Here is a 22,905-nt window from a genome sequence, read left to right as displayed (position 1 = left end):
GCCCCGTGTCACAGGTCGAGGGCGACCGCGGTGTCCAGGGCGACCTCGATGCTGCGCACCCAGCCGTCCTTGAGGCGGGCGTTCTTCTCGTCGTAGAGGCTCGCGCCCGCCACGAGGTTGCTGGAGCACGCGCACACCATGCCGGCGCGCAGTCCGCGAAGTCTCGCCACGACGTAGAGGGCGGAGGCCTCCATCTCCACGTTGAGAATGCCCATGCCGCTGAGCCGGCCGATCCACTCGGGGCCCTCTGCGTAGAAGGCGTCATCGGAGGCATTGATGCCCGAGTGGACGCGGAACCCTCCGCGCGCTGTCTGCAGGCGCTCCGCGGTGCGTCTGAGCTCCAGGGCGATGGACAGATCCGGGACCGCGGGGTATCCGGGGTGCACATAGGCGGCGGTGGTGCCGTCGTTGCGGAGCGCCCCTTCGCTGACGAGCAGGTCGCCGGGTTCGATGCCCTGCTGCAGGGCCGCCGAACTCCCCACGCGGATGAAGGAGGTGACGCCCACACGGGCCAGTTCCTCCACCGCGATGGCCGTGGAGGGGCACCCCATCCCCGTCGAGGTGGCGGTGATCAGCTTGCCCTTGTACAGCCCCGTCATCGTCCGGTGCTCCCGGTTGTGGGCGACCTCCCGCACATCGGTGAGGAATTCGGCGATGAGGGGAACGCGGAACGGATCGCCGGGCAGGAGCGCGACGCTGCCGACCTCTCCGGGAGCGATGCCTATGTGGTACTGGCGGGCGTCGCGGCCCTCCGCGTTCTTGTCGACGAGCTGTTGGGGCATCTGCCGTTCTTCTCCTTCGTCTGCATGCCTACCAGCCGTGGCGCAGGGTGCGGGCCAGTGCGTCGACGAAGAAGTCGGCGCTCTCGGTGGTGAGGCACAGCGGGGGCTTGATCTTGAGGACGTTCAGGTGGTCGCCGGTGGGCTGGACGATGACGCCCAGTTCGAGGAGGCGTTCGCAGATGGCGGCGGTCTCCTCGGTGGCGGGTTCGAGGGTGCCTGGGTCCCGGACGAGTTCGATGCCGAGGTAGAGGCCCATGCCGTGGACGGCGCCGATCAGGGGGAGTTCGCGGGCCAGGGTCTCGACGCCGCGGCGCAGGTGGTCGCCGGTCCTGGCGGCGTTCGCCTGGAGGCCCTCGTCCTCGATGACGTCCAGGACGGTGAGGCCGACGACGCAGCTGACCGGGCTGCCGCCGGCCGAGGAGAAGAAGTAGCCGTCCTCGGCGAAGGCGTCGGCGATGTCGCGGCGGGTGATGACCGCGCCGAGGGGATGACCGTTGCCCATGGCCTTGGCGACGGTGACGATGTCCGGGGTCGCGCCCTGCTGCTGGAATCCCCAGAAGTGGTGGCCGAGGCGGCCGTAGCCGACCTGGACCTCGTCGGCGATGCAGAGGGCCCCGGCCGCGCGGACGGCGTCGTGGACCGCGGGCAGGTATCCGGGCGGGAGCGGTACGCCGCCGGCGTTGCCGTAGAGGGCCTCGCAGATGAAGGCGGCGGGCGGGCGGCCGTCGGCGATGGCGGCGTCGATGACGCGGTGGGCGTCGGCGAGGTAGCGGGCGGTGGCGTCGGGGCCGCGGAACTCGCCGCGGAAGGTGTTGGGGGCGAGGAGGGTGTGCACCCAGTCGGGGCGGGTGGTGAGGGCGCGGGGGTTGTCGGCGAGGGAGGTGGAGACGGCGTCGGAGCCGATGGTCCAGCCGTGGTACGCCTCGGCGACGGCGATGACGTCCTTGCGCGCGGTGAAGGTCTGCGCGAGCCGGAGCGCGAGGTCGACGGCCTCGGAGCCGCTGTTGACGAAGAAGACGGTGTCGAGCGGATCCGGGAGGAGACCGGCGAGGCGTCGCGCGAGATCGGAGACGGCCCGGTAGTTGAAGCGCGAGTTGGTGTTGAGCAGGTCCCACTGGCGGGCGACGGCGGCGGTGAGGCGGGGGTGGGCGTGGCCGATGGAGGCCACGTTGTTGATCATGTCCAGGTAGGTGCGGCCGTCGAGGTCGGTGAGGTGCTGGCGCCAGCCCCGTTCGATGCGGGGCGGGTTGTCGTAGTAGTGCTCCTGGACGCCGGCCACGGCCGCGCCCCGTTGCCGCAGCAGCTCCGCGCCGGATGGCTCGGACGGCTCCTCGCGCGCGGTCGTACGGTCCGGGGCGAGCAGCGGCGAGGGGTCGGGGCAGACGGTGAGCCAGGCGAGGGCGGACTCGGCGGTGGCGTAGGCGGGCGGCACCGTGCCGGGCAGGGTGCACAGCTGGACGTGGAGCCTGCCGTCGTCGCCGACCTCGCCCAGCCCGGCGCCGGGGGCCAGGGTCTGTCCGGTCGATCTTGGTCGGACAGGCCGCGGCGTCTGGTGCGGTGCATCGCAAGGCGCCGGAGCGCCCTCAGGGTGGTTTCCTGAGGGCGCTCCGGCAACGCCGCGAGATGCCGCGCCAGGCGTCGCGGACCCGGGCAAGATCGACCGGACAGACCCTAGGCGCTGTCCGGGGGCCGGTGGCGTACGCAGTCCCGTGAGGTGCAGGTCCGCGTCGGTGCCCGCCAGGACCAGGCCGGTCGCCTCGGAGCGTACGACCCCCGCGAAGGGGGCCGTCACAGCGCTGCCGGGGGCGCAGAACACCTCCACGCCGAGGGCGATCGTGGCGGGCGCCTCCGCGCTGTGCAGACGGGTCCGGGTCAGCCGGGCCTCGCCATGCCGGGCGATCGCGACGCCCTGGCGGGCGGCGAGGCTGGCCTCGGCGTCCGGGGCCAGCCAGGCGCCGTCGGAGAGGTCGGGGCTGAGCGTGGACAGGTCGAGGACCGCCGCCGGGGCCCCGGCGGCGAGTCCCGGGAGCAGCGGCGCCCGGACGGCCGGGGGGCGGGCCGCCGGCACCGGCAGTCCCAGCGCTGCCCGGATCGCGGCGTGCGCGACCTCCGCGGGCAGGGAGACGGCGGCCTCGAAGGCCCGCCACTCCTGCTCCTGGGCCCGCAGGACGTACGCGTTGCCGGGGTCGATGCGGCCCTGGTGGAGGCCGCTGACCACGAGCGCGGCGGTACGGGCGGTGATCGCGGGCCACAGGGCGGCGAGTTCGGGCCCGGTGAGCGGAAGGACCGCGTGGAAGGCCCGTACGGCGGCGAGCACCGCCAGCGGCCGGGTGGGCGTGTGGTGCAGCAACGAAGCACAGGCGGTGGCGAGTTCGGCGACGGTCCAGCCGAGGCCGACATCGCCGAAGTCGATGACGCCGGAGGGGGCCGGGCGGCCGTCCCTGTCCTGTACGCAGACCACGTTGTCGTCGGTGATGTCGCCGTGGACCGGCTGGACGCGCAGCTCCGGGGAGAGCGCGTCCAGCCGGTCGCAGGAGTCCTCGACGGCCCGGCGCAGGATCGCGGCCCGGTCGGGATCGGCGACATGACCGGCGAGCGTCTCGTGGACCCGGCGGGTGTTGCGGATGTCCCACTGCAGGGTGCGGTCGAGCCCGGGGTGGCGGCAGTCGGCCAGTCCGGACGCCACCCGGGCGGCGAGGTCGCCGAGCCGGGCCATGACCACCGGGGCCAGATACGCGGCGTCCGCGAGAGGTCTGCCGGGGACGAAACTGAGCAGCCGGGCCCGCAGGGCGACCCCGCCGGACTCGAACCGGGCGACGAAGCCGCCGTCCCGGGCGGGCTGGGGCCGCGGGATCACCAGGTCCGGCGCGGTGCCGGCCCGGACAGACCCTAGGTGCAGCAACGCGTGGTCCTGGGCGGCGAGTTCGGCGTCGGAGAAGGCCGGGTTCGCGATCTTGAGGACGAACCGTCCCGCCGGGCCGTCGATCACGAAGTTGCGGTCCTGCTGGCTGCCGACCTCACGGAAGCGCCCGCCGACCCCGAAGTACTCCCCCGCGACGGCCTCGGCCGTACCGGAACCCACCTCCGGGCGCGGCAGGTCCGGCTCGGCGAAGAAGTCATGCCGGTCCATCCGCTGCTCAGAGCCCCTCATCGTGCACGACCTTCCCCGCCGCCACCGTGAGCCGGACCCGGGCGTCGGCGACGGGCGGCGCGCCGGGTGCGAACAGGTCCGTGTCCAGCAGCGCCAGGTCGGCACGACGGCCGACTTCCAGGGCGCCGCCCTGCTCGTCGTGGTTGACGTACGCCGAGCCCGAGGTGAAGGCGTCCAGCGCGTCGTCCAGGCGCAGCCGCTGTCCGGGAAGGAAGGGCTCGTTGCCCCGGTGCGCGGGGTCGGTGCGGGTGACGGCGACCTCGATCTGCTCCAGCGGGTCGGCCGTGGTGACCGCCCAGTCGCTGCCCATCGCCAGGCGCGCGCCGGAGGCGAGCAGGTCGGCGAAGGGGTACTGCATCCGGGCCCGTTCGGGGCCGAGGTAGGGGATGGTCAGCTCGTCCATCTGCGGCTCGCTCTGGGCCCAGTACGCCTGGCAGTTGACGACCACGCCGAGTTCGGCGAAGCGCCCCACGTCCTCGGGCTGGACGAGCTGGACATGGGCGATGTGGTGCCGGTGGTCGCCGCCCGGCCCGTTGGCGGCGCGGGCGGCGGCGACGGCGTCCAGGGCCTCGCGCACGGCGCGGTCGCCGATGGCGTGCAGGTGGACCTGGAAGCCGTGCCGGTCGAGGGTCGTGACGGCCTGCCGCAGCAGCTCGTACGGGAGGTAGCTCAGGCCCCGGTTGTCGGTGTGGCCGCCGCAGCCGTCGCAGTACGGCTCCAGCAGGGCTCCGGTGTGGTTCTCCAGCACCCCGTCGGTCATGATCTTCACCGTGGTGGGGTGGAAGCCGGAGCCCAGCGCCGCGCCGGGTGCGCGTACCGCGAGGCCCTGTTCGCGCCGCTCGCGCAGCTCGTCGATCTGCTCCAGGCCGCGGTGCCGGTCCCACCACAGGGCGCCCACCACGCGGGCCGTCAGCCGGCCGTCGGCGGCGAGCGACTGGTAGGCGGCCTGGGTGCCCGGGGTGACCCAGGCGTCCTGCCAGCCGGTGATGCCGAGGGAGTGCAGATACGCCTGCGCGTGCAGGATCGCCGCCCGCCACTCCTCCTCCCCCGGCGCGGGCACGACCTCGGCGTCGACCCGGTACGCGGCGCCCTCGTGCAGCGTGCCGGTGGGCTCGCCAGTGGCCGGGTCACGCTCGATACGGCCGTCGGGCGGATCCGGGGTGTCCCGGTCGATGCCCGCGGCCTCCAGCGCGCGGGAGTTCACCCACGCTCCGTGGACGTCCCGGTTGAAGAGGAAGACCGGGCGGTCCGGGACGATCGCGTCCAGGTCCTCCTTGCGCGGGGCGCCGCCGGGGAAGTACTCCATCGCCCAGCCGCCGCCGATGATCCACGGCTCCTCGGGATGCGCGGCCGCGTACGCGCTGATGGCATCCAGGTACGCCGCCCGGCCCGCCAGGTCGTTGAGCCACAGGCGGAGCCGGTTGCGTCCGGCGAAGGGCGCGTGGATGTGGCTGTCCTGGAAGCCGGGGACGACCAGCCCGCCGGGCGTGTGCACCACCCGCGTACGGGGTCCGGCCAGGCCGCGCAGTTCGGATTCGTCCCCGAGTGCGTGGATCCGGCCGCCCCGGACCGCCAGGGCGGAGACCCAGCGGCCCTCGCCGAGACGTACCCGGGCGCCGGTGATCAGCAGATCGGCGTCGTCGGTGGACAAGGTCGGGAGTCCTCTCCTCGGCTGCGATCGCCCGCTGGGCCGCTGAGCCGCCAGTGTGGAAGATAGTCAGTCCCATAGTCAATGGCATCGACTATCGTGGCGATGAACGACAACGGGCGACGAGAGGACACGGCGGGATGGCGGCCACCCCCAAGGCGGGCCCGGGACGCGCCCGGCGGCCCCGGGGCAGTCTCAACCAGCAGGTCATCACCGAGGCCGCCCTGCGGATCTGCGACCGCGCCGGGATCGAGTCACTCACCTTCGAGGCCCTGGGCCGGGAGCTGGACGCCCACCCCACTGCCATCTACCGCCACTTCCGCGACAAGGACGAGCTGCTCCTCGCCCTCACCGACGCCCTGCACGCCGAGACCACCGCGGGCGGTCTCCCCGTCACCGACGACTGGGCCGAGGACCTGCGCACCGTCGCCCAGCGCATCCGGGGCGCCTTCATGGCGCACCCGCAGGTCGGCCAACTCGTCGCGGCCCGCACCACGCGCCGCCCGCACGAGTTCGAGGTCGTCGAGCACATCCTTGGCTGCATGCGCCGCGCCGGGCTGCCGGACCGCGACGCCGCCCGCTGCTACCGGGTCTTCGCCGACACCGTACTGGCCTACTCCAGCATGGAGGCCGCCCTGCACGCCCTGGACGCCCCGGCCCGCGAGGCCGACCTGCGCGCCTGGCAGGTCGACTACCGGGCACTGCCCCCGCAGACGTACCCGAACCTGGCCGCGCTGATCGACGACATCCCGCCGCTGGACTCCCCCGACAACTTCCGGCTCGCCGTCGACCTCCTCATCGAATCGATCCGCTCCCGCGCGCGGTGACCGATCGCGGCGACGTCACTGGCCTCGCCAGATGTTGTCGAAGGCCGCGTCCTCGATGGCCTTGCGCTGCCGTACGGCTTCCAGTTCCATCACCGCGTCGCCGACCGCGGCGAGCACCGTCACGACCGCCTCGTCGGCCACACCCGGGAAGTCCTCGGTCGGCTTGTCATGGATCCCGACGGCGGCCGCGAGGACGGCGAGGACGGGCTCACCGGACGTCCAGCGGTCCGCCGCGTGGCGGCGGGCGGGTGAGTCGGCCAGTGCCGTCCGGCCGGTACGGATCGGCAGCCAGCGACCGCGTTTGCGGGTGACGTGCCCTTCCGCCTCCAAAGAGGCCAGGTAGGCCAGCGACAGCCCCCGGCCCCGCCGCCACAGCCAGTCCTCGACCGACTCGTAGGGCACCTGCCGGACGAGGGACGACGCGGCCCCGTCCAGCAGCGGGTCGGCAAGTGTCCGAGGGGCGCCCGGCACGATGCGGTCGCCGTCGAGTGTGAGCGCCTGGGCCTCGATGAGATCGATCACCTCGGCTCCCGCGAGGGCGAGCGACAGATCGCCCGGCTCCAGGGGACGGCTGGGCACCACGTCCATGGCGACGATCAACAGGTCCTGCGGTGTGGTCATGAACGGCTCCCCGTCAGAGGCATCGGTGGCGCTGCACGTCGATCAGTAACGGATTCTGCCGCAGCGGGGTTCGCGCGCTCACACCTTCGGGCCGTGCGGGTCGTTCGGATGGGGTTCCAGCGGGGTGACGTGCAACGACATCCACGGGCGCAGCGGCAGCGTCCCGAGCACCTTCTCGTGAAGCTCCTCCTCATCGGCGGCACGCCACAGGCCGATGCTGCGCAGCTCGCCGACCGGGCGCCACAGCCGCGCCAGGTTGCCGGTCGCGGCCAGTTCCCCGGCGCGTACGGCCTCGGCGGCGCGCCGGCGGTCGACCTCGTCCTGGCCGGTGCCCTCGGGGACGGTGGTGGTGATCTCGACCAGGAACTCGCGCATGGTCCCGCTCCGTTCGATGAGGTACGTGGCATGGTGCGGCGTGGGTGCCGGTGCCACACCCCCATCCTGCGCCCATGACCTGGTCCGGCGCCCGGTCGTCGCAGCTGAAACGCGGGTGATCCGGTGAGCCCTGGTCGGGGCTCACCGGATCACCGGTTGCTCGTACGGGCTAAGAGGTCCACTTGACGTTCGGGTTGATGTGGCCGGTCCAGTCGAAGGTGGCCATGTTGTCCCAGCCGTCCCCGCTGTTGCTGATGTCGGCCGGATCCCAGCCGTTGCCGGTGACCGCGTACCAGGTCGGTTCCCAGTAGAAGACGCCGATCGCGCCAGCGCTGCGGGCCGTGTTCTGCACGGCGGTGAACTCCGCGCCCTGGCCCGCCCAGGTGAGCGGATAGCCCGAGCATCCCGACGTGACGGAGTTGGCGGTGCTGTCCGCGTTCCCCGTGGTGAAGGGGTAGGCCGTCTCGGCGATGATGACGTCCTTGCCGTACCGGGACTTCATGTCGGAGACGACGCTGCCCATGTTGGCCAGCGTGCCGTGCCACATGCAGTAGTACGACAGCCCGGTGATGTCCCAGCTGACGCCCTTCGCCTTGATCCCGTCGTAGAACCAGCGCGCGTTGCTGTCGCTGTCGGCGTCCGCGGTGTGGATGATCACCTTGGTGCCGCTGTTGCAGGCCTTGGTCGCGTTGTAGCCGGACTTGAGGAGCAGGCTGAGGTTGGTGAAGTCGTTGTTGACCACCTTGCCGTCGTTCCACAGCATGCCGACGTTGATCTCGTTGCCGATCTGGACGCTGTCCGGCGTGGTGCCCTGGGCCTTGAGGCTGTTGCAGACGTCGTAGGTGTAGTTGTATACGTCGGTCTGCAGCTGGCTGATGCCATGGCTGGACCAGGCCGCCGGCTTGTACTGCTTACCGGGGTCGGCCCACGTGTCCGAGTAGTGGAAGTCCACGAGCAGCTTGAGGCCCTTGGCCTTCACCGTCTTCGCGTACGCCAGCACCTTGGCCTTGTTGTTGTAGCCGCTGGCCGGGTTGTTCCAGACGCGCAGGCGCACGTAGTTGACGCCCGCGCCCTTGAGTATGTCGAGCGGGTCCTTGGCTGTGCCGCTGGCGTCGTAGTACTTGGCGCCGAGGTCGAGGGCGCGCTGCGCGGTCGAGACATCGGCGCCGAGCATGCTCAGCGAGTTCGCGGCGGAGGCGCTGGTGGACGTGGTGAGCGTGGTCGCCGGCAGGGCGACCGCCGCCAGGAGCAGGGCGATTTTCGCGGTGCGGCCGAGGCTGGACGCGGTCATCCCGACCTCCTTGTCGAGTTGCGGGAAGGGGAGTTCAGCTCCTTTCGATGGCCTGGCATGGACACACCGGAGGGCTGTGAGCGTTCACAGTAAGGGAGATGAGATCCGCTGTACATACATTCGTCACAAGCTGGGAACGTTCACAGAGCAACCACTCTTCGACCACTAGGCCCAAGGCGGAGATTCGCTCTCGTAGTGGGCTACTCGGGCGATTCGACAACGCAGCGAGGCACCGCCCGCCGCGCCAGCGGCTGATGTCACTGCGGCGTCGCGGGACAGGCGGGATTTTGACGACAGGGCTTAGGGCCTCTGCGCCGCCCAGCTGGAACGCCGCGCCCGCGACGGCGCTGACGGTCATGTCGAGGGCCGGTTCGCTGGACTGCCACGAACGGACATCGTCGACGTACCGGCTGCCGTGCCCGGTGTACGTGTCGTACGGATCGCCGCTCGCCGGGCACTTGGTCATGCCGTCCTGGTAGTCGCCGAGCCCGTCGGAGAACTGGTCCGTGCTGTTGGGGCCGTTGACGACCGCTCCGGTGGCGATCGGCGCGGAGCTGTCAGTACTGCCCTTGAGGTTGGCGACCTGGTGCTGCATGCAGCGGGGGAAGGTGGTGCCCTCGCCGACCATGAAGCTGGTGCCCCAGGCGTTCGCGCCGAGCAGCCAGTTGCGCTGGTCGGTGGCGAAGGTGTCGTACGAACTGTCGCCGCCGGCCTGCTTGTAGAGCGCCTCGGTGGTCAGGAAGCCGAAGGTGTGCGAGTCGGCGTCGAAGTCCGTGTAGACGCCGCCGGCGCGGAAGATGTCGGCGGCGGAGCGGGTGGCGCCGGTGCGCACCTGGCGCTTGAGGTCGCGCACGAGGTCGGAGGCGGTGACGGCGAGCCCGGAGGGGTTTCCGGCCGCGTGGATCGCCTGGATGAGGTCGGCGTGCGCGAGGGCGCTGGTGTCGTAGAGGTTGAATGTGTCGCCGGTGTCGCCCGCGATGTAGCTCTTGGCCCAGGTCGCGGCGGCGGACAGATACGAGGCCGGGTCGTGGCCCAGCTTCTGGGCGGCCAGGGCGATCTCGGAGGCGCCGAACTCCATGTCGTCGCGCCAGGTGTCCTCCGGGTAGAAGGCGTGGGGCAGCGCGGTGGTCAGCGGGTCGGGCGGACTGGCGGTGTTCGCCATCGCGTAGAGCGAGGTCGCGGCCCGGTACTCGGCGGCGGCCCGCTGGGGGTGCCGGACCGAGTCGACCTGTGCGGCGAGCGCGAAGGCGGCGGAGACCCGGCCGGCGAGATTCGGGCTGACCTTGGCGCCGGGCGCGGCGGCCCGGAAGACCGGGCGGTGGGCGGTGGCGAAGCGGTCGGCGGACGAGGTGTCGGCGTCGTCCGTCTCTGGCAGCCGCCACAGGTCGTGGTCGCCGGTGAACGTGCCGGCCTCGTTGCCCGAGCCGATGCCGACCTGGATGTAGAGCGTCTTCGTCTTCTGGTCCCACATCTTGTCCAGCCAGTCCACACCGTGCCTGGCCTCGGCTCCGAGCGCGGCGGGCGCGGCCGCGCCCAGTGCCCGCTGGGAGGCGAACAGCAGCGCGTCGGCGTAGGCCGTGCTGTGCGTGAACTTCAGGTAGTCCCCGGCGTCGAACCAGCCGCCCTCGGCGTCCACGGCCGGTCCGGCGATCCGGGTGAGGCCGGTGTCCGTGATGACGTCGGAGTCGGTCTCGTAGTGCGGGACCTGATAGACGGCCGCGCGGGCGTCGTTGAGGTGCGCCGGCTTGCGGCCGAGGGCGCCGGGGATGACGTCGGAGCCGTCGCGCTGCGTCTGAAAGAACGTCACCCCGTCGGCGGCCAGCCGCCCGTACAGCGCCGCCGGGCTCTCGATCCTGAACACCGGGGAGACCGCGACGGCCCCGCCGCCGACCCGGAGGCGGTAGACGCCCGGGGTGGTGAGCCTGCTGAAGGTGATCGGATAGACGTCCTTGTACGAGGAGTTCCACGACCCCCGGCTCGCCGATCCGACGGATCCGGTGAGGACCGTCTTCCCGGACGCGTCGATCACGCTGTACGTCGACGAGGAGACCTGGCCGGCCGTCATGAGGTAGGCGTGTTTGACCTCGCCGGGCAGGTAGCCCGCCTGGTCCACCCGCACCTGGGGCGCCGCCGCGCCCTGCGCCGGCTGGGACGGGATCGCAAGCGTGGCGGCCAGCACGCCGGCTGCCACCACGAGTCTGGCCGTGGACACTGGCTCCTCCAGATTGACAGGAAAGTTTCCTTACTGTCGGCGGCGACGGTACTGCGATGCCCGCAACGCGGTCAATAGGCCCTCCACTCGGCCATGTTGGACCAACCCCGGCCCGGCCCGGGCGCTGGTGGTCGAGCGCCATCTGCCGGCCACCGCCATCGAGGAGGGCCGGGACCTGTCCTCGATGACGGCATCCTGGCCGACAGCGCCTACCGGCTGCTGCCGGCCCGGCGGCCCGGCCTCACTTCAGGTGCCGGCCGAAGAACCGGTGCCCGTCCTCCACCTCGAACCACGGGGTGCCGGTGTGCCCGCCCAGATTGGCGTGCAGCGTCTTCTCCTTGGTGCCGAAGGCGTCGAACAGGTCCAGGGCCCGCTGCCGGGGGTTCCCTTCGTCGTCCCACTGCAGCAGGAGCAGCAGCGGAACGGTGACCTGCCGGGCCTCCTCGCGCTGGGCGCGGGGCACGTAACCCCCGGCGAAGAAACCGGCGGCCGCGATGCGCGGCTCGGCCACCGCCAGCCGAATGCCGACGGCGGTCCACCCCGAGTACCCGACCGGGCCGCCGATCTCGGGCAGCGCAAGGAGGGCGTCCAGGGTGGTCCGCCAGTCCGGGACCGCCTTTTCGACCAGCGGGCCGATGAAGGACTCGAAGATCTCGTCGACCGGCTCGCCGGCCTGCATCGCCCGGCGGAGGTCGGCGCGGGCCTGCTCGTCGGCGGCGGAACGGGGCCGGTCGCCGCACCCGGCGGCGTCGATGGTGGCCACCGCGTAGCCGGAGGCCGCGGTGCGCCGGGCCCGGGCCACCAGCCGGGGTTCCCTCTTGGGCAGGCCGTTGTTGTGGGCCATCAGGATCAGCGGGGCCGGTGCGGCGGATTCAGGCGTCCACAGGGTGCCGGGGATCTCGCCGAGGGTGAATTCGCGTTCCAGGACGCCGCTGTCGAGGTGCTGTTCGGAAGTGAACTGCATGGTCGTGCCTTTCGGGAGTGCTCGTGAACGGCGCTCCCGGACGACCTATCGCCCGACCGTAACCCCGGAGGGGAGCACCCATGTCGATACTGCGTTCACGGGTACCACCTCCTCGTTCTCTCGCACGGCCTCCGGAAAAGTAGCAGTGGTCGCCGTGGTCCGCCAACGGGTTTTTTCGGAGGCTCCGTGGCCGGTCAGGGACAGTTTTGCCCGGGCCTGGTACAGATGCGACGCCACCGGCGCAGGCACGCCACGAAGTACTACCCAATCGGTCTGACCTTTGATATCTTTCAACATCAACCGGGTCATGGAGGTGTCCATATTGTGGACTTTGAGCTGACCGAAGATCAGGAGACCATCCGCAAGGCGGTCGCAGGACTCCTGCGCGATTTCGACGACCGGTACTGGATGGAGAAGGACCGGGACCACGAGTTCCCCGCCGAGTTCTACGCCGCCGTCGCCGGCGGCGGGTGGCTGGGACTCACCATCCCGGAGGAGTACGGCGGTCACGGCCTGGGCATCACCGAGGCCACGCTGCTGCTGGAAGAGGTCGCGCGGTCCGGCGGCGGTATGAACGCCGCCAGCTCGATCCACATGTCGATCTTCGGGATGCAGCCCGTGGTCGTGCACGGCTCCGAGGAGCTGAAGCGACGGACGCTGCCCCGCATCGCCGCGGGGGATCTGCATGTCTGCTTCGGAGTGACCGAGCCGGGAGCCGGTCTGGACACGGCGAGCATCACGACGTTCGCCCGGCGGGAGGGCGATCACTACATCGTCAACGGCCGCAAGGTCTGGATCTCCAAAGCCATGGAATCCGAGAAGATCCTGCTGCTGACCCGTACGACGAAGGCCGGCGAGGTCGCCAAGAAGACCGACGGGATGACGCTCTTCCTCACCGATCTGGACCGGAGCCGGATCGACATCCGCCCGATCCCGAAGATGGGCCGCAACGCCGTCACCTCGAACGAGCTGTTCATCGACGACCTGCGGGTGCCGGTCGAGGACCGCGTCGGCGAGGAGGGCCAGGGGTTCCGGTATCTCCTGGACGGCCTGAACCCGGAGCGCATGCTGATCGCCGCCGAGGCCCTCGGGATCGGCAGGGTGGCGCTGGAGAAGGCCGTCAAGTACGGCAACGAGCGTGTGGTGTTCGGCAGGCCGATCACCATGAACCAGGCCGTGCAGTTCCCGCTCGCGGACTCGCTGACCCGCCTGGACGCGGCCGAGCTGGTGCTGCGCAAGGCGACCTGGCTCTACGACAACGGCAAGGCGTGCGGGCGGGAGGCGAACACCGCCAAGTACCTCTGCGCGGAAGCCGGATTCACCGCCGCCGACCGCGCGCTGCAGACCCACGGAGGCATGGGCTACTCCGAGGAGTACCACGTCGCCCGCTATTTCCGTGAGGCCCGCCTCATGAAGATCGCGCCGATCAGCCAGGAAATGATTCTGAACTACCTGGGATCGCACACTCTGGGAATGCCGAGGAGCTATTGATGACCGCCACTACCGGACTGTTCGACCTCACCGGACGCTCCGCATTGGTCACGGGAGCCGCGGGCGGTATCGGCGCCGCGGTCGCACAGGCTCTCGCCCTGGCGGGAGCGGCGGTGCTCGTGACCGACATCGACGGGCCGGCCGCCGCGGCCGTGGCGGAGAAGATATCCGCCACGGGTGCGCGGGCGGAAAGCGTCGCACTGGATGTACGGGACCGGGCGGCCGCCGATTCCGCGGCGGAAAGGGCCGCCGCTCTCACCAACGGGACCCTGAACATTCTGGTCAACAACGCGGGGGCAACGGCGCCCGCGATGTTCGAGAAACTCCAGGAGGAAGAGTTCCGCCTGATGGTCGACATTCACCTGATGGGCGCCTTTCACTGCTCTCAGGCCGCACTCCCCTTCCTCCCCACCGACGGCACGGGCCGGATCATCAATGTCACGTCGTCGGCCGGAATCGTCGGCACTCTCGGCCAGGTGAACTACTCCGCCGCCAAAGCCGGAATCATCGGCCTGACGAAGTCCCTGGCCCGTGAACTGGCGCGCAGGCAGGTGAAGGTCAACGCGCTCGCGCCCCTGGCCGCCACCCCGATGACCGAGACCATACGCACCAACGAGAAGTTCGCGGCCACGATGCTCGCGCGTATACCGCTGGGGCGATGGGCGGAGCCCGAGGAGATAGCCGGCAGCTTTGTCTTCCTCGCCTCGGACGCGGCGTCCTTCATCACCGGCCAGGTGCTGCCGGTGGACGGCGGCATGGTGATGTGAGGGGCGGCGGGGGCGCTCTGCAGCGGAACGGGTGATCGGGTGACAGCCCGCTCCCGTATTATGTTGAATGGTTCAGCCAAAGTGGCGGCGCCGATCACTGCCAGCGGATCGGTGTCCGGACGAGCGCGAGAGGCCCGAACCCATGCAGAGCGCCGAGCACCCTTCCCGAGCGGCCGAGGGTCATGAGAGGTCCGATGGACCTCGACCGCGCTTCGACACACTGACGGTCCCGAAGGCATCGGATGTCCTGGCGGCGGAGGTGCGCGAGCGGATTCTCTCCGGCGAGCTCACCGAGGGTACGGCGCTGCCGTCCGAACGGCAGCTGGTCGAGCAGACGGGCCTGAGCCGTGCGACGGTCCGGGAGGCCCTGCGCATTCTCGAAGTCGAGAAACTCCTCCGCATCAGGCCCGGGCGAGGCGGCGGGGCTTTCGTGCACCGGCCCAACCGTGAATCACTCGCGAACACGGTGCAATTGGTCATCCGGGGTCAGCGAATCCGGCTCGAAGCCCTGCATGAGACCCGCGAAGCGATCGAACCCACCTGCGCCGCGCTGGCCGCGAAGCGCCGTACCGACGAGGATCTCGCGGATCTGGACGCCGCGAACAGGGATCTCGTCGAAGCGGGCGATGACATTCCGCGATTCCTGCGGGCGAATATCCGCTGGCACAATGCCGTGGCGAAGACCAGCGACAACGAACTCCTGATCGGGTTCATGAGCGCGCTGTCGCAGGCGATCTACGCCGCCACGGATATCGAGCAGTTCATGGACGCGGAAATCCGCGAGATCACCGCCCGCGCGCATACGAAGATCACCGATGCGATCCGCGAGCAGGACAGTCCGGCCGCGATGCGGCGAATGGCGCGGCATGTGTGCGGATTCGCCCATGCCATCGCCCACATCGACCGGCGTGAGGGCGTGGAATTGTCCGAGTCTGCCGAAGACTGATCCACGGCCACACCCGGCCACACTCCGCCGCACTATTGACGCAACTTCGGTCTGACCTTTAATATCATCTGAGATTGGGGCGACTGAGTCAGTGTCGTGACGGCGTACGGCTGAGGCGATCCCGCCACCGAGCGAGAAGTGGAGATGGGGTCCTCATGGGCGAGGTGAACTCCGTCCTGACCGTGACCGCCGACGGCGATGTCCGGATCGTCACGCTGAACAGGCCCGAGCGGCTGAACGGCGTTTCCGAGGAGCTCCACCGGCGGCTGTCCGAGGTGTGGCGCGAGCTCGCGGACGATCCGGGCGCGCGGGCCGTGATCCTCACCGGTGCGGGCAGGGCGTTCAGCGCGGGCGGCGACTTCGACCACCTGCGGCGGCACCACAGCGATCGGGAGCTCCGGGAGCGGTCGATCCGTCTGGACCGCATGATCCAGACGGAGATGATGCGCTTCCCCCTGCCCGTCATCGCGGCGGTGAACGGCCCCGCGGTCGGGCTGGGGTGCAGTCTCGCCCTCGGCTGCGATCTGGTGCTGATCGCCGAGGACGCCTACCTCGCCGATCCTCATGTCTCGGTCGGCCTGGTGGCCGGCGACGGCGGGGTGACCCTGTGGCCCATGCTCACGAGCCTGCTCCGCGTGAAGGAGTATCTGTTCACCGGGGACCGGATACCCGCCGCCACCGCGGTCGAACTCGGCCTGGCGAACCGCACCGTTCCCCCCGAGGACCTCCAGAGCGAGGCCCTCGCGCTGGCCCGGCGCCTCGCGGCCCAGCCGCCGGACGCTCTGCGCGCGACGAAGATGGCCCTGGCCGTGGTGGTGGAACAGCTGACGCGGGGCGGCATGGAGGCGGCGTTGGCGGCCGAACGCGAGACGATGACCAGCCCGGACCACATCCGGATCGTCGAGAAACTGGCGTCCGGGGCGCGGCGGCCGGCGGCCACGGCCAAGGAGGCCTGACCGTGGAGGCCGGGGAATTCCTGCTGGTACGCGACATGTTCCGCTCCTTCGCCACCCGCTTCCGGGCCGGCTCGGCCGATGTGAAACCCGCGACGCGCGCGGCCGCGCAGGAAGCGCTCGGCGAACTGGGCCTCGGCGAACTGCGCCGGACCTCGCCGCCCGACGCCACCGTCCAGGAGTGCGCCCTGCTGGCCGAGGAGCACGGCAAGCAGCCCCTGACCACCTCCCTGATCGGCACGACGCTCCTCGCCCCCGAGCTGCTCCGGCTTCTCGGCGACGATGCACCCCCGTCGCTTCACGGCACGACGCCCACCATCGCGCTCGCCCGCGATCTGCGCTTCCCGGGTTCACACCCCGGCGAGCTGGTCGCCTGGGACTGCGAGGGCGCCGACGGAGCGCTCTGCGTCACCTCCGACGGCACGGTGACCGGCGTCGCACTGGGCGCGCCCGCACCGAGCGCGGACCTCCTGCGCGGCATCCGGTCCGTACCGCCCGGATCCCCGTCGAAGACCCTCGGCCGGCTCGAACCGGCGCTGAAGCGGCGCTGGCAGGCGTACGCGCTCGTCATTGTGAGCAGCGAACTCGTCGGCGCGGCGGGCTCCTTCGTCCGGCAGAGCGTCGAGTACGCCCGCGAACGGCGGCAGTACGGGCGGGAGATCGGGTCGTTCCAGGCCGTACAGCACCTCCTCGCCGACGCCACGGTCCTGGTGGAGGCCTGCACCAGCGCCACCCGGTATGCCGCGTGGTGCCTGGACAACGAGCCGCCCGCGACCGCGCTGACAGCGGCGCGGGTCGCGAAGGCCGAGGTGAACGAGTCGGCCCTGGAAGCGGTCCGCACCGGCATGCAGGTGTTCGGCGGGATCGCCCAGACCTGGGAGCACGACGCGCATCTGTATCTGCGCAAGGTCCTCACGGGCGCCACGACGCTGGCGACGACGGCCGATCTGCTGACGACGCTGGCCGAACCGGAGGCAGTGCGATGACCGACACCCCCCTGGACTTCGGCGACCCGGCCGACCTCGACCAGCTGCGCCGCCGCTTCCGCGCCTGGCTGGCCGACCACCCCCTCCCCCAGCGGCAGCCGGACGAACCGGTCCCGGTCTTCCTCCGCCGTTGGCACCGTCTGCTCCACTCCGGCGGCTGGGTCGGCCTCGACGTCCCCCGGCAGTACGGCGGACAGGGCCTCACCGCGCTCCACCAGGTCGCGATCAGCGACGAACTCGGGGCCTGCCACGCCCCGGGCGTCCCCCGGATCGGCTATCTCGCCCACGCCCTCCTGGAGTTCGGCTCCGAGGAGCAGCGCGGGCGGCTGCTGCCCCGGATGCTCGCCGGTGAGGACGTCTGGTGCCAGGGATTCAGCGAGCCGGGAGCCGGATCGGACCTGGCCGGGATGACCACCTTCGCCGACCGCCACGACGGCCACTACACCGTCCGCGGCCAGAAGCTGTGGACCAGCTACGCCCAGTACTCCGGACTCTGCCTGCTGCTGGCCCGCACCGACCGCTTCCTGCCGCCGCACAGGTCGATCTCGGCGTTCATCCTGCCGCTGGACCGCCCCGGCGTGACGGTGCGGCCGCTGCGGGCGGCCAACGGCGACGACGAGTTCTGCGAGCTGTTCCTGGACGACGTGCGCATCGGGGCCGACGAGCGCATCGGCGCCGAGGGCGACGGCTGGCCGCTTGCCATGACCACGGTGTCCTACGAGCGCAACGCGCTGGACACCGGCCACATCTCCAAGTACGGGCTGCTGGTCGAACGTCTGCGGCGTATCGCCCACGACCGCCGGGGCGCGCTCCCGGACGGGCTGGTCTCCGACATCGGGCGGTGTGTAGTGGACTACGAGGTCCTGGTGGCCCATGCCCGGCGCCGGACGGCGGAGCGCCGCAGCGGGCAGGTCGCGGGGCCGGAGTCGTCCGTCGACAAGCTCCTGATGACCAGGACCGAGCAGCGGCTCTACGAGACGGCGCTCAAGGTCTTCCCCGAGGAGGTCTTCGGGGAGGGCGGCGAGCTGTTCGGGGACTACCTCTATTCCAGGGCCGCTTCCGTGTACGGCGGGACGTCACAGATCCAGCGGAACATCATCGCGAAACGGATCCTGCGCCTGCCGTCGGGCGGCTGAGCCGGGCCGATAGGAGCCACTCGTGCGATATGACGAAGAATTTCTGAGCATTCCCCACGTGGTCAGACGTGCCGCCCTGCGGTTCGGGGACGCAGTGGCCCTCGTCGACGGGGACCGTCGGTGGACCTTCCGTGAACTGGAGGAAGGGATGGTGGCGGCGGTGAAGGCCGCCATCGCCCTGGGAATCGAGCCGGGCGACCGGGTGGGGCTGTGCGCCCCGAACTCGGCGGAGTGGATCCTGGCCGCGCTGGGCATTCACGGGGCCGGAGGCATCGTCGTCCCGCTCAACACCAGGTTCAAGGCGCGGGAACTCTCCTACATTCTGCGGAAGTCCGAGGCGAAGGCCGTCTTCGCCTCGTCCTTCCTGGGCAACGACTACATCGTCGCGCTGATGAGCGCCGACCCCGGCCTGCCCGCCCTGCGCAGGACCGTGTCGATTCTCGGCCCGCAGGGCGCCGCCAGGCAGTCCTGGCCCGATTTCCTGCGCGCCGGTGAGGCCGTGCCGTCCTCGCTCGTTCACGCCGCCATCGACCGGCTGACCCCGGACGACATCTCCGACGTGATGTTCACCTCCGGGACCACCGGCCACCCGAAGGGCGTCATCCTCACGCACGGCCAGTCGCTGCGGGCCTACGGCTGGATGTCGCAGGAGTACACCTTCACCTCCTCCGACAGCTTTCTGGTCATCCCGCCGTTCTTCCACTGCTTCGGTTACAAGGCGGGGTGGCTCGCCTCCCTGATCCACGGCGTCACCGTCATCCCCATGGCGGTCTTCGACGCCGGGCGGGCGCTCGCGCTGATCAGCGAGGAGAAGGTCAGCGTCCTGCTGGGGCCGCCCACCATCTTCCAGGACCTGATCAACCATCCGGACCGCTCGCGGTTCGACCTGTCGTCGCTGCGGGTCTCCATGACCGGCGGCACCACCATCCCGGAATCGCTGATCCGCGCCATGAAGTCGGAGCTGTCCTTCGACATCGTCATGAGCGCCTACGGTCTGACCGAGTCGACGGCCCTGGTGACGACCACCCGGATCGGGGACTCCGAGGAGACGGTCGCCGCCACGACGGGCCGCCCGATCCCGGACGTCGAGGTCGCCATCGTCGACGGCGAGGGCCAGGAGGTCCCGCTGACGGACCCCGGCGAGATCCTGGTACGCGGCTACAACGTCACCCGGGGCTACTGGGACGACCCGGAGGCCACCGCCGCGACCATCGACGCCGACGGCTGGCTGCACACCGGTGACGTGGGGCGGCTCGACAAGGCGGGCAACCTGCTGATCGTCGACCGCAAGAAGGACATGTACATCGTGGGCGGCTTCAACGCCTACCCGGCCGAGATCGAGAGAACGCTGCTCGCCTACGGGCCCGTCGGGCAGGTCGCCGTCATAGGGGTCCCCGACGAACGGCTCGGCGAGGTCGGCTGCGCCTTCGTCGTCGTGAAGCCGGGTCACCTGGTCACCGAAGCCGACATCATCGCGTGGGCGCGGGAGGCCATGGCCAACTTCAAGGTCCCCCGGCACATCCGGTTCGTCGACGCGCTGCCCCGCAACGCCAGCCAGAAGGTACTCAAGGACGAACTGCGCGAGGCGTTCGAGCAGGAGGTCACCCCGTGACGCACGGACCGCTCGCCGGGGTCACGGTGGTGGCGCTGGAGCAGGCGATCTCGGCGCCCATGTGCACCCGTACGCTCGGCGACTTCGGCGCCCGCGTGATCAAGGTGGAGCACCCCGGTGGCGGGGACTTCGCCCGGTACTACGACGACGTGGTGGGCGGCCTCGCGGCGCACTTCGTGTGGGTCAACCGGGGCAAGGAGTCGGTGGCGCTGGACCTGAAGCGGCCGGACGGCATGGCGGTCCTGCACCGGCTGCTCGACCGCGCCGACGTGCTCGTCTCCAACCTCGCCCCCGGTGCCACCGCCAAGCTGGGCATCTCACCCGCCGACCTGGAGGCGCGCCACCCCGGGCTCATCCCCGTGGAGATCGACGGCTACGGCCCCGGCGGCCCCCTCTCCCACAAGCGGGCCTACGACCTCCTCGTCCAGGCCGAGTCGGGAGTCTGCTCGGTGACCGGCCACCCGGGGGCCCCGGCCAAGCCCGGACCGCCGATGGCCGATGCGTGCACGGGCCTGTACGCCGCCCTGTCGGTCATGGCCCTGCTGTACGGCAAGGGACGCGGGCAGGCCCCCGCCCCCGTCGCGGTGAGCCTGTTCGACACCATGGCCGAGCTGATGGGCTACCCGCTGACCTACACCCGGCACTCGGGCGTCGAGCAGCAGCCGCTGGGCATGAGCTCGCCCGCGGTGTCGCCGTACGGCGCCTACCGCACCGCCGACGGCCACACCGTCGTGCTCGGCACCACCAACGACCGTGAATGGCAGCGCCTGGCACGGGAGTTGCTCGACCGTCCCGACCTCGCGGACGACCCGCGGTTCGGGACCAACTCCGGCCGGGTCGAGCACCGCCCCGTCCTCGACGAGGCGATCGGCGCCTGGTGCGCGGGGCACGATCTGGCGTACGTCCAGAACCGCGCCGACGCCGCCGGGATCGGCAACGCCCGCTACAACACCGCCAACGACGTCCTCGCCCATCCGCAGCTGGCCGCCCGCGACCGCTGGCGGGAGATCGACACGCCGTCCGGGCCGGTGCCCGCGCTGCTGCCCCCGCCGGTGATCGCCGGGTTCGACCCCCCGATGGGCGCGATTCCCGCACTGGGCGGGCACACCGATGCCGTGCTCGCCGAACTCGGCCTGACGGAAGCGGAGATCGCCGCCCTCCACGAGCAGGGAGTGGTGCGGTGACCGGGGAGCCGGTGCTGCTGTCGTCCGACGCGGACGGCGTACGCACCCTCACCCTGAACCGGCCGCACCGCAGGAACGCCATCGACGACGAGCTGTGGAGCGCCCTGCGGGACGCCCTCATGGCGGCGGGGAACGACCGGGCGGTGCGGGCTCTGGTCGTCACCGGCGCGGGCGGCGCCTTCTGCTCCGGCGCCGACGTGTCGGGCGGCCTGCGCAGCACGCACCCCCTGTACCGGATGCGCACCCTCAGCGAGGTCGCCCTGCTGCTGCACGAACTGCCGGTCCCCACGATCGCCAAGGTGACCGGGGTCGCGGTCGGCGCGGGCTGGAACCTCGCGCTCGGGTGCGACCTGGTGGTGGCCACGCCCGAGGCGAGGTTCTCGCAGATCTTCGCGCGGCGCGGACTGTCCCTGGACCTCGGCGGCTCCTGGCTGCTGCCCCGGCTCGTGGGGCTGCAGCAGGCCAAGAGGCTCGCACTGCTGGCCGAGACGATCGACGCGGAAGAGGCCAGGGCCCTGAACCTGGTCACCTGGGTGGTGCCCGAGCCCGAGGTCGACGCCTTCGTGGACGACCTCGGCGCCCGGCTGGTGGCCGGTCCCCCGGTCGCGCTGGCCCAGAACAAGGCTCTGCTGAACGAGGGGCCCGACCGCACGCTGCGCGACGCGCTCGCGAACGAGGCGCGCGCCCAGACGGTCAACTTCGCCACGGCGGACGTCCCCGAGGCGTACACCGCCTTCACCGAGAAGCGCATCGCGCGCTTCACCGGTGACTGGGCGGTACCGAAAGCCGGCCACGTCCGGCCGAAGAGTGGAGGCTCCCATGCGTGAGGCAGTGATCGTGGAGGCGGTGCGAACCGCCGTCGGCAAGCGGAACGGAGGGCTGTCCGGGATCCACCCGGCCGATCTGTCGGCGGTCGTCCTGAACGCCCTCGTCGAGCGGACGGGCATCGACCCGGAGGTCGTCGACGACGTGGTCTGGGGGTGCGTGTCCCAGGTCGGGGACCAGTCGAGCAACATCGGCCGCTACTCGGTGCTCGCGGCGGGCTGGCCCGAGTCCATCCCGGGGACCACGGTCAACCGGGCCTGCGGATCCAGCCAGCAGGCGCTGGACTTCGCCGCGCAGGCGGTCATGTCCGGCCAGCAGGACGTCGTCGTGGCGGGCGGCGTCGAGACCATGAGCCGGGTGCCGCTGGGAGCCGCGAAGGCCGGCGGTGCACCGTACGGGCCCCGGGCGCTCGCCCGCTACCAGGACTTCTCCTTCAACCAGGGCGTCTCCGCCGAGCTCATCGCGCAGAAGTGGGGCCTCGGCCGGACCGAGGTCGACGCGTTCGCCGCGCTCTCGCACGAGCGGGCGGCAGCCGCGCAGGACAGCGGGGCCTTCGAGGCGCAGATCGTCCCCGTGGCGGGAGTGGAGGCCGACGAGGGGATCCGGCGCGGGACGAGCGTCGAGACGCTCGCCAAGCTCAAGCCGTCCTTCCAGGAGGACGGCGTGATCCACGCGGGCAACTCCTCCCAGATCTCCGACGGGGCGGCCGCGCTGCTGGTGATGACGGCCGAGAAGGCGCACGAGCTGGGGCTGACACCGATCGTGCGGTACCGCGCGGGTGTGGTCACCGGCTCCGACCCGGTGCTCATGCTCACCGGCCCGATCCCCGCGACGGAGAAGCTGCTGCTCAGGGCCGGCGTCGGCCTGTCGGAGGTCGGCGTCTTCGAGGTCAACGAGGCCTTCGCGCCGGTGCCGCTCGCCTGGCTCGCCGAGACCGGCGCCGACCCGGCGCGGCTCAATCCGCTGGGCGGCGCCATCGCACTCGGGCACCCGCTGGGGGGTTCGGGCGCGGTCCTGATGACCCGCATGGTCCACCACATGCGGGCGCACGGGATCCGCTACGGCCTGCAGACCATGTGCGAGGGCGGCGGCACAGCCAACGCCACCCTCGTCGAGCTCGCATCCTGACGGGAG

The 22,905-nt window shown here is 71.1% G+C and carries 19 protein-coding genes; 11 read left to right on the top strand and 8 right to left on the bottom strand.

Going from position 1 to position 22,905, the window contains the following annotated elements:
• Positions 1-8 precede the first annotated feature (8 nt).
• The 3 genes from OG607_RS42885 to OG607_RS42875 are packed head-to-tail and all read right to left on the bottom strand — an operon-like array spanning position 9 to position 5,584.
• Complete coding sequence (locus OG607_RS42885) at positions 9-782, bottom strand: nucleoside phosphorylase (protein WP_405735489.1); 774 nt, start codon at positions 780-782, stop codon at positions 9-11.
• A 28-nt stretch (positions 783-810) separates the two neighbouring features.
• Positions 811-3,933, bottom strand: a complete 3,123-nt coding sequence (locus tag OG607_RS42880; protein WP_405735486.1) for an aminotransferase class III-fold pyridoxal phosphate-dependent enzyme — start codon at positions 3,931-3,933, stop codon at positions 811-813.
• Positions 3,920-5,584 (bottom strand): amidohydrolase, encoded by a 1,665-nt coding sequence (locus OG607_RS42875; RefSeq protein WP_405735484.1) that lies wholly within the window; start codon positions 5,582-5,584, stop codon positions 3,920-3,922. The genes OG607_RS42880 and OG607_RS42875 overlap by 14 nt, the downstream gene beginning before the upstream one ends.
• A 137-nt stretch (positions 5,585-5,721) precedes the next feature.
• Between OG607_RS42875 and OG607_RS42870 the strand changes: the two genes are divergently transcribed.
• On the top strand, positions 5,722-6,408 hold the full coding sequence (locus OG607_RS42870; RefSeq protein WP_405735481.1) for a TetR/AcrR family transcriptional regulator: 687 nt from the start codon (positions 5,722-5,724) through the stop codon (positions 6,406-6,408).
• Between the two features lie 15 nt (positions 6,409-6,423).
• Here OG607_RS42870 and OG607_RS42865 read toward each other — a convergent pair whose 3' ends face one another.
• From OG607_RS42865 to OG607_RS42845, 5 genes are all read right to left on the bottom strand, one after another.
• Positions 6,424-7,029 carry a GPP34 family phosphoprotein gene (locus OG607_RS42865; protein ID WP_405735478.1) on the bottom strand — a complete coding sequence of 202 codons (606 nt, stop codon included), beginning with the start codon at positions 7,027-7,029 and terminating at the stop codon, positions 6,424-6,426.
• Positions 7,030-7,107: 78 nt separating this feature from the next.
• Positions 7,108-7,404 carry a muconolactone Delta-isomerase family protein gene (locus OG607_RS42860; protein ID WP_405735476.1) on the bottom strand — a complete coding sequence of 99 codons (297 nt, stop codon included), beginning with the start codon at positions 7,402-7,404 and terminating at the stop codon, positions 7,108-7,110.
• A gap of 169 nt (positions 7,405-7,573) precedes the next feature.
• The gene (locus OG607_RS42855) at positions 7,574-8,695 is read right to left on the bottom strand and encodes an arabinogalactan endo-beta-1,4-galactanase (protein ID WP_405735473.1); all 1,122 of its coding nucleotides are present in this window, start codon (positions 8,693-8,695) and stop codon (positions 7,574-7,576) included.
• A 34-nt stretch (positions 8,696-8,729) separates the two neighbouring features.
• A complete protein-coding gene (locus OG607_RS42850; protein WP_405735470.1) occupies positions 8,730-10,907 on the bottom strand; it encodes a glycoside hydrolase family 9 protein in 2,178 nt (725 codons plus the stop codon).
• Positions 10,908-11,148: 241 nt separating this feature from the next.
• Complete coding sequence (locus OG607_RS42845; RefSeq protein WP_405735467.1) at positions 11,149-11,871, bottom strand: dienelactone hydrolase family protein; 723 nt, start codon at positions 11,869-11,871, stop codon at positions 11,149-11,151.
• A gap of 324 nt (positions 11,872-12,195) precedes the next feature.
• Here OG607_RS42845 and OG607_RS42840 point away from each other — a divergent pair, with 324 nt between their 5' ends.
• The 10 genes from OG607_RS42840 to OG607_RS42795 all read left to right on the top strand — a co-directional run bounded on the left by OG607_RS42840 (position 12,196) and on the right by OG607_RS42795 (position 22,899).
• Positions 12,196-13,362 (top strand): acyl-CoA dehydrogenase family protein, encoded by a 1,167-nt coding sequence (locus tag OG607_RS42840; RefSeq protein ID WP_405735464.1) that lies wholly within the window; start codon positions 12,196-12,198, stop codon positions 13,360-13,362.
• Positions 13,362-14,129 (top strand): SDR family NAD(P)-dependent oxidoreductase, encoded by a 768-nt coding sequence (locus OG607_RS42835; protein WP_405735461.1) that lies wholly within the window; start codon positions 13,362-13,364, stop codon positions 14,127-14,129. The genes OG607_RS42840 and OG607_RS42835 overlap by 1 nt, the downstream gene beginning before the upstream one ends.
• A gap of 142 nt (positions 14,130-14,271) precedes the next feature.
• Positions 14,272-15,075 (top strand): FadR/GntR family transcriptional regulator, encoded by an 804-nt coding sequence (locus OG607_RS42830; RefSeq protein ID WP_405735458.1) that lies wholly within the window; start codon positions 14,272-14,274, stop codon positions 15,073-15,075.
• A 155-nt stretch (positions 15,076-15,230) separates the two neighbouring features.
• On the top strand, positions 15,231-16,031 hold the full coding sequence (locus OG607_RS42825) for an enoyl-CoA hydratase/isomerase family protein (protein ID WP_405735455.1): 801 nt from the start codon (positions 15,231-15,233) through the stop codon (positions 16,029-16,031).
• Positions 16,032-16,033: 2 nt separating this feature from the next.
• On the top strand, positions 16,034-17,014 hold the full coding sequence (locus OG607_RS42820; protein WP_405735453.1) for an acyl-CoA dehydrogenase family protein: 981 nt from the start codon (positions 16,034-16,036) through the stop codon (positions 17,012-17,014).
• A complete protein-coding gene (locus OG607_RS42815; protein ID WP_405735449.1) occupies positions 17,011-18,150 on the top strand; it encodes an acyl-CoA dehydrogenase family protein in 1,140 nt (379 codons plus the stop codon). Before OG607_RS42820 ends, OG607_RS42815 begins: the two co-directional genes overlap by 4 nt.
• A gap of 22 nt (positions 18,151-18,172) precedes the next feature.
• Positions 18,173-19,762, top strand: coding sequence for a FadD3 family acyl-CoA ligase (locus OG607_RS42810; protein ID WP_405735447.1), 1,590 nt, complete (start codon positions 18,173-18,175; stop codon positions 19,760-19,762).
• Positions 19,759-20,946 (top strand): CaiB/BaiF CoA transferase family protein, encoded by a 1,188-nt coding sequence (locus OG607_RS42805; protein ID WP_405735445.1) that lies wholly within the window; start codon positions 19,759-19,761, stop codon positions 20,944-20,946. Before OG607_RS42810 ends, OG607_RS42805 begins: the two co-directional genes overlap by 4 nt.
• Positions 20,943-21,773: an enoyl-CoA hydratase/isomerase family protein gene (locus tag OG607_RS42800; RefSeq protein ID WP_405735442.1), complete on the top strand. Its 831-nt coding sequence runs from the start codon at positions 20,943-20,945 to the stop codon at positions 21,771-21,773. Before OG607_RS42805 ends, OG607_RS42800 begins: the two co-directional genes overlap by 4 nt.
• Positions 21,766-22,899 carry a thiolase family protein gene (locus OG607_RS42795; RefSeq protein ID WP_405735440.1) on the top strand — a complete coding sequence of 378 codons (1,134 nt, stop codon included), beginning with the start codon at positions 21,766-21,768 and terminating at the stop codon, positions 22,897-22,899. Before OG607_RS42800 ends, OG607_RS42795 begins: the two co-directional genes overlap by 8 nt.
• Positions 22,900-22,905: the final 6 nt, after the last annotated feature.

It is taken from the genome of Streptomyces sp. NBC_01537, from assembly GCF_045040445.1.
Classification (GTDB): Bacteria; Actinomycetota; Actinomycetes; order Streptomycetales; family Streptomycetaceae; genus Actinacidiphila.
The sequence above is the reverse complement of the archived record's forward strand: the minus strand, read 5'-3'. Positions and strand labels throughout refer to the sequence as shown.

What these genes read in the sequence shown, in the direction of transcription:
- OG607_RS42860 (WP_405735476.1), bottom strand. Translation starts at nt 7,404, where the DNA reads ATGCGCGAGTTCCTGGTCGAGATCACCACCACCGTCCCCGAGGGCACC.
- OG607_RS42815 (WP_405735449.1), top strand. Translation starts at nt 17,011, where the DNA reads ATGACCGACACCCCCCTGGACTTCGGCGACCCGGCCGACCTCGACCAG.
- OG607_RS42880 (WP_405735486.1), bottom strand. Translation starts at nt 3,933, where the DNA reads ATGAGGGGCTCTGAGCAGCGGATGGACCGGCATGACTTCTTCGCCGAG.
- OG607_RS42835 (WP_405735461.1), top strand. Translation starts at nt 13,362, where the DNA reads ATGACCGCCACTACCGGACTGTTCGACCTCACCGGACGCTCCGCATTG.
- OG607_RS42855 (WP_405735473.1), bottom strand. Translation starts at nt 8,695, where the DNA reads ATGACCGCGTCCAGCCTCGGCCGCACCGCGAAAATCGCCCTGCTCCTG.
- OG607_RS42870 (WP_405735481.1), top strand. Translation starts at nt 5,722, where the DNA reads ATGGCGGCCACCCCCAAGGCGGGCCCGGGACGCGCCCGGCGGCCCCGG.
- OG607_RS42865 (WP_405735478.1), bottom strand. Translation starts at nt 7,029, where the DNA reads ATGACCACACCGCAGGACCTGTTGATCGTCGCCATGGACGTGGTGCCC.
- OG607_RS42845 (WP_405735467.1), bottom strand. Translation starts at nt 11,871, where the DNA reads ATGCAGTTCACTTCCGAACAGCACCTCGACAGCGGCGTCCTGGAACGC.
- OG607_RS42885 (WP_405735489.1), bottom strand. Translation starts at nt 782, where the DNA reads ATGCCCCAACAGCTCGTCGACAAGAACGCGGAGGGCCGCGACGCCCGC.
- OG607_RS42830 (WP_405735458.1), top strand. Translation starts at nt 14,272, where the DNA reads ATGCAGAGCGCCGAGCACCCTTCCCGAGCGGCCGAGGGTCATGAGAGG.
- OG607_RS42825 (WP_405735455.1), top strand. Translation starts at nt 15,231, where the DNA reads ATGGGCGAGGTGAACTCCGTCCTGACCGTGACCGCCGACGGCGATGTC.
- OG607_RS42795 (WP_405735440.1), top strand. Translation starts at nt 21,766, where the DNA reads ATGCGTGAGGCAGTGATCGTGGAGGCGGTGCGAACCGCCGTCGGCAAG.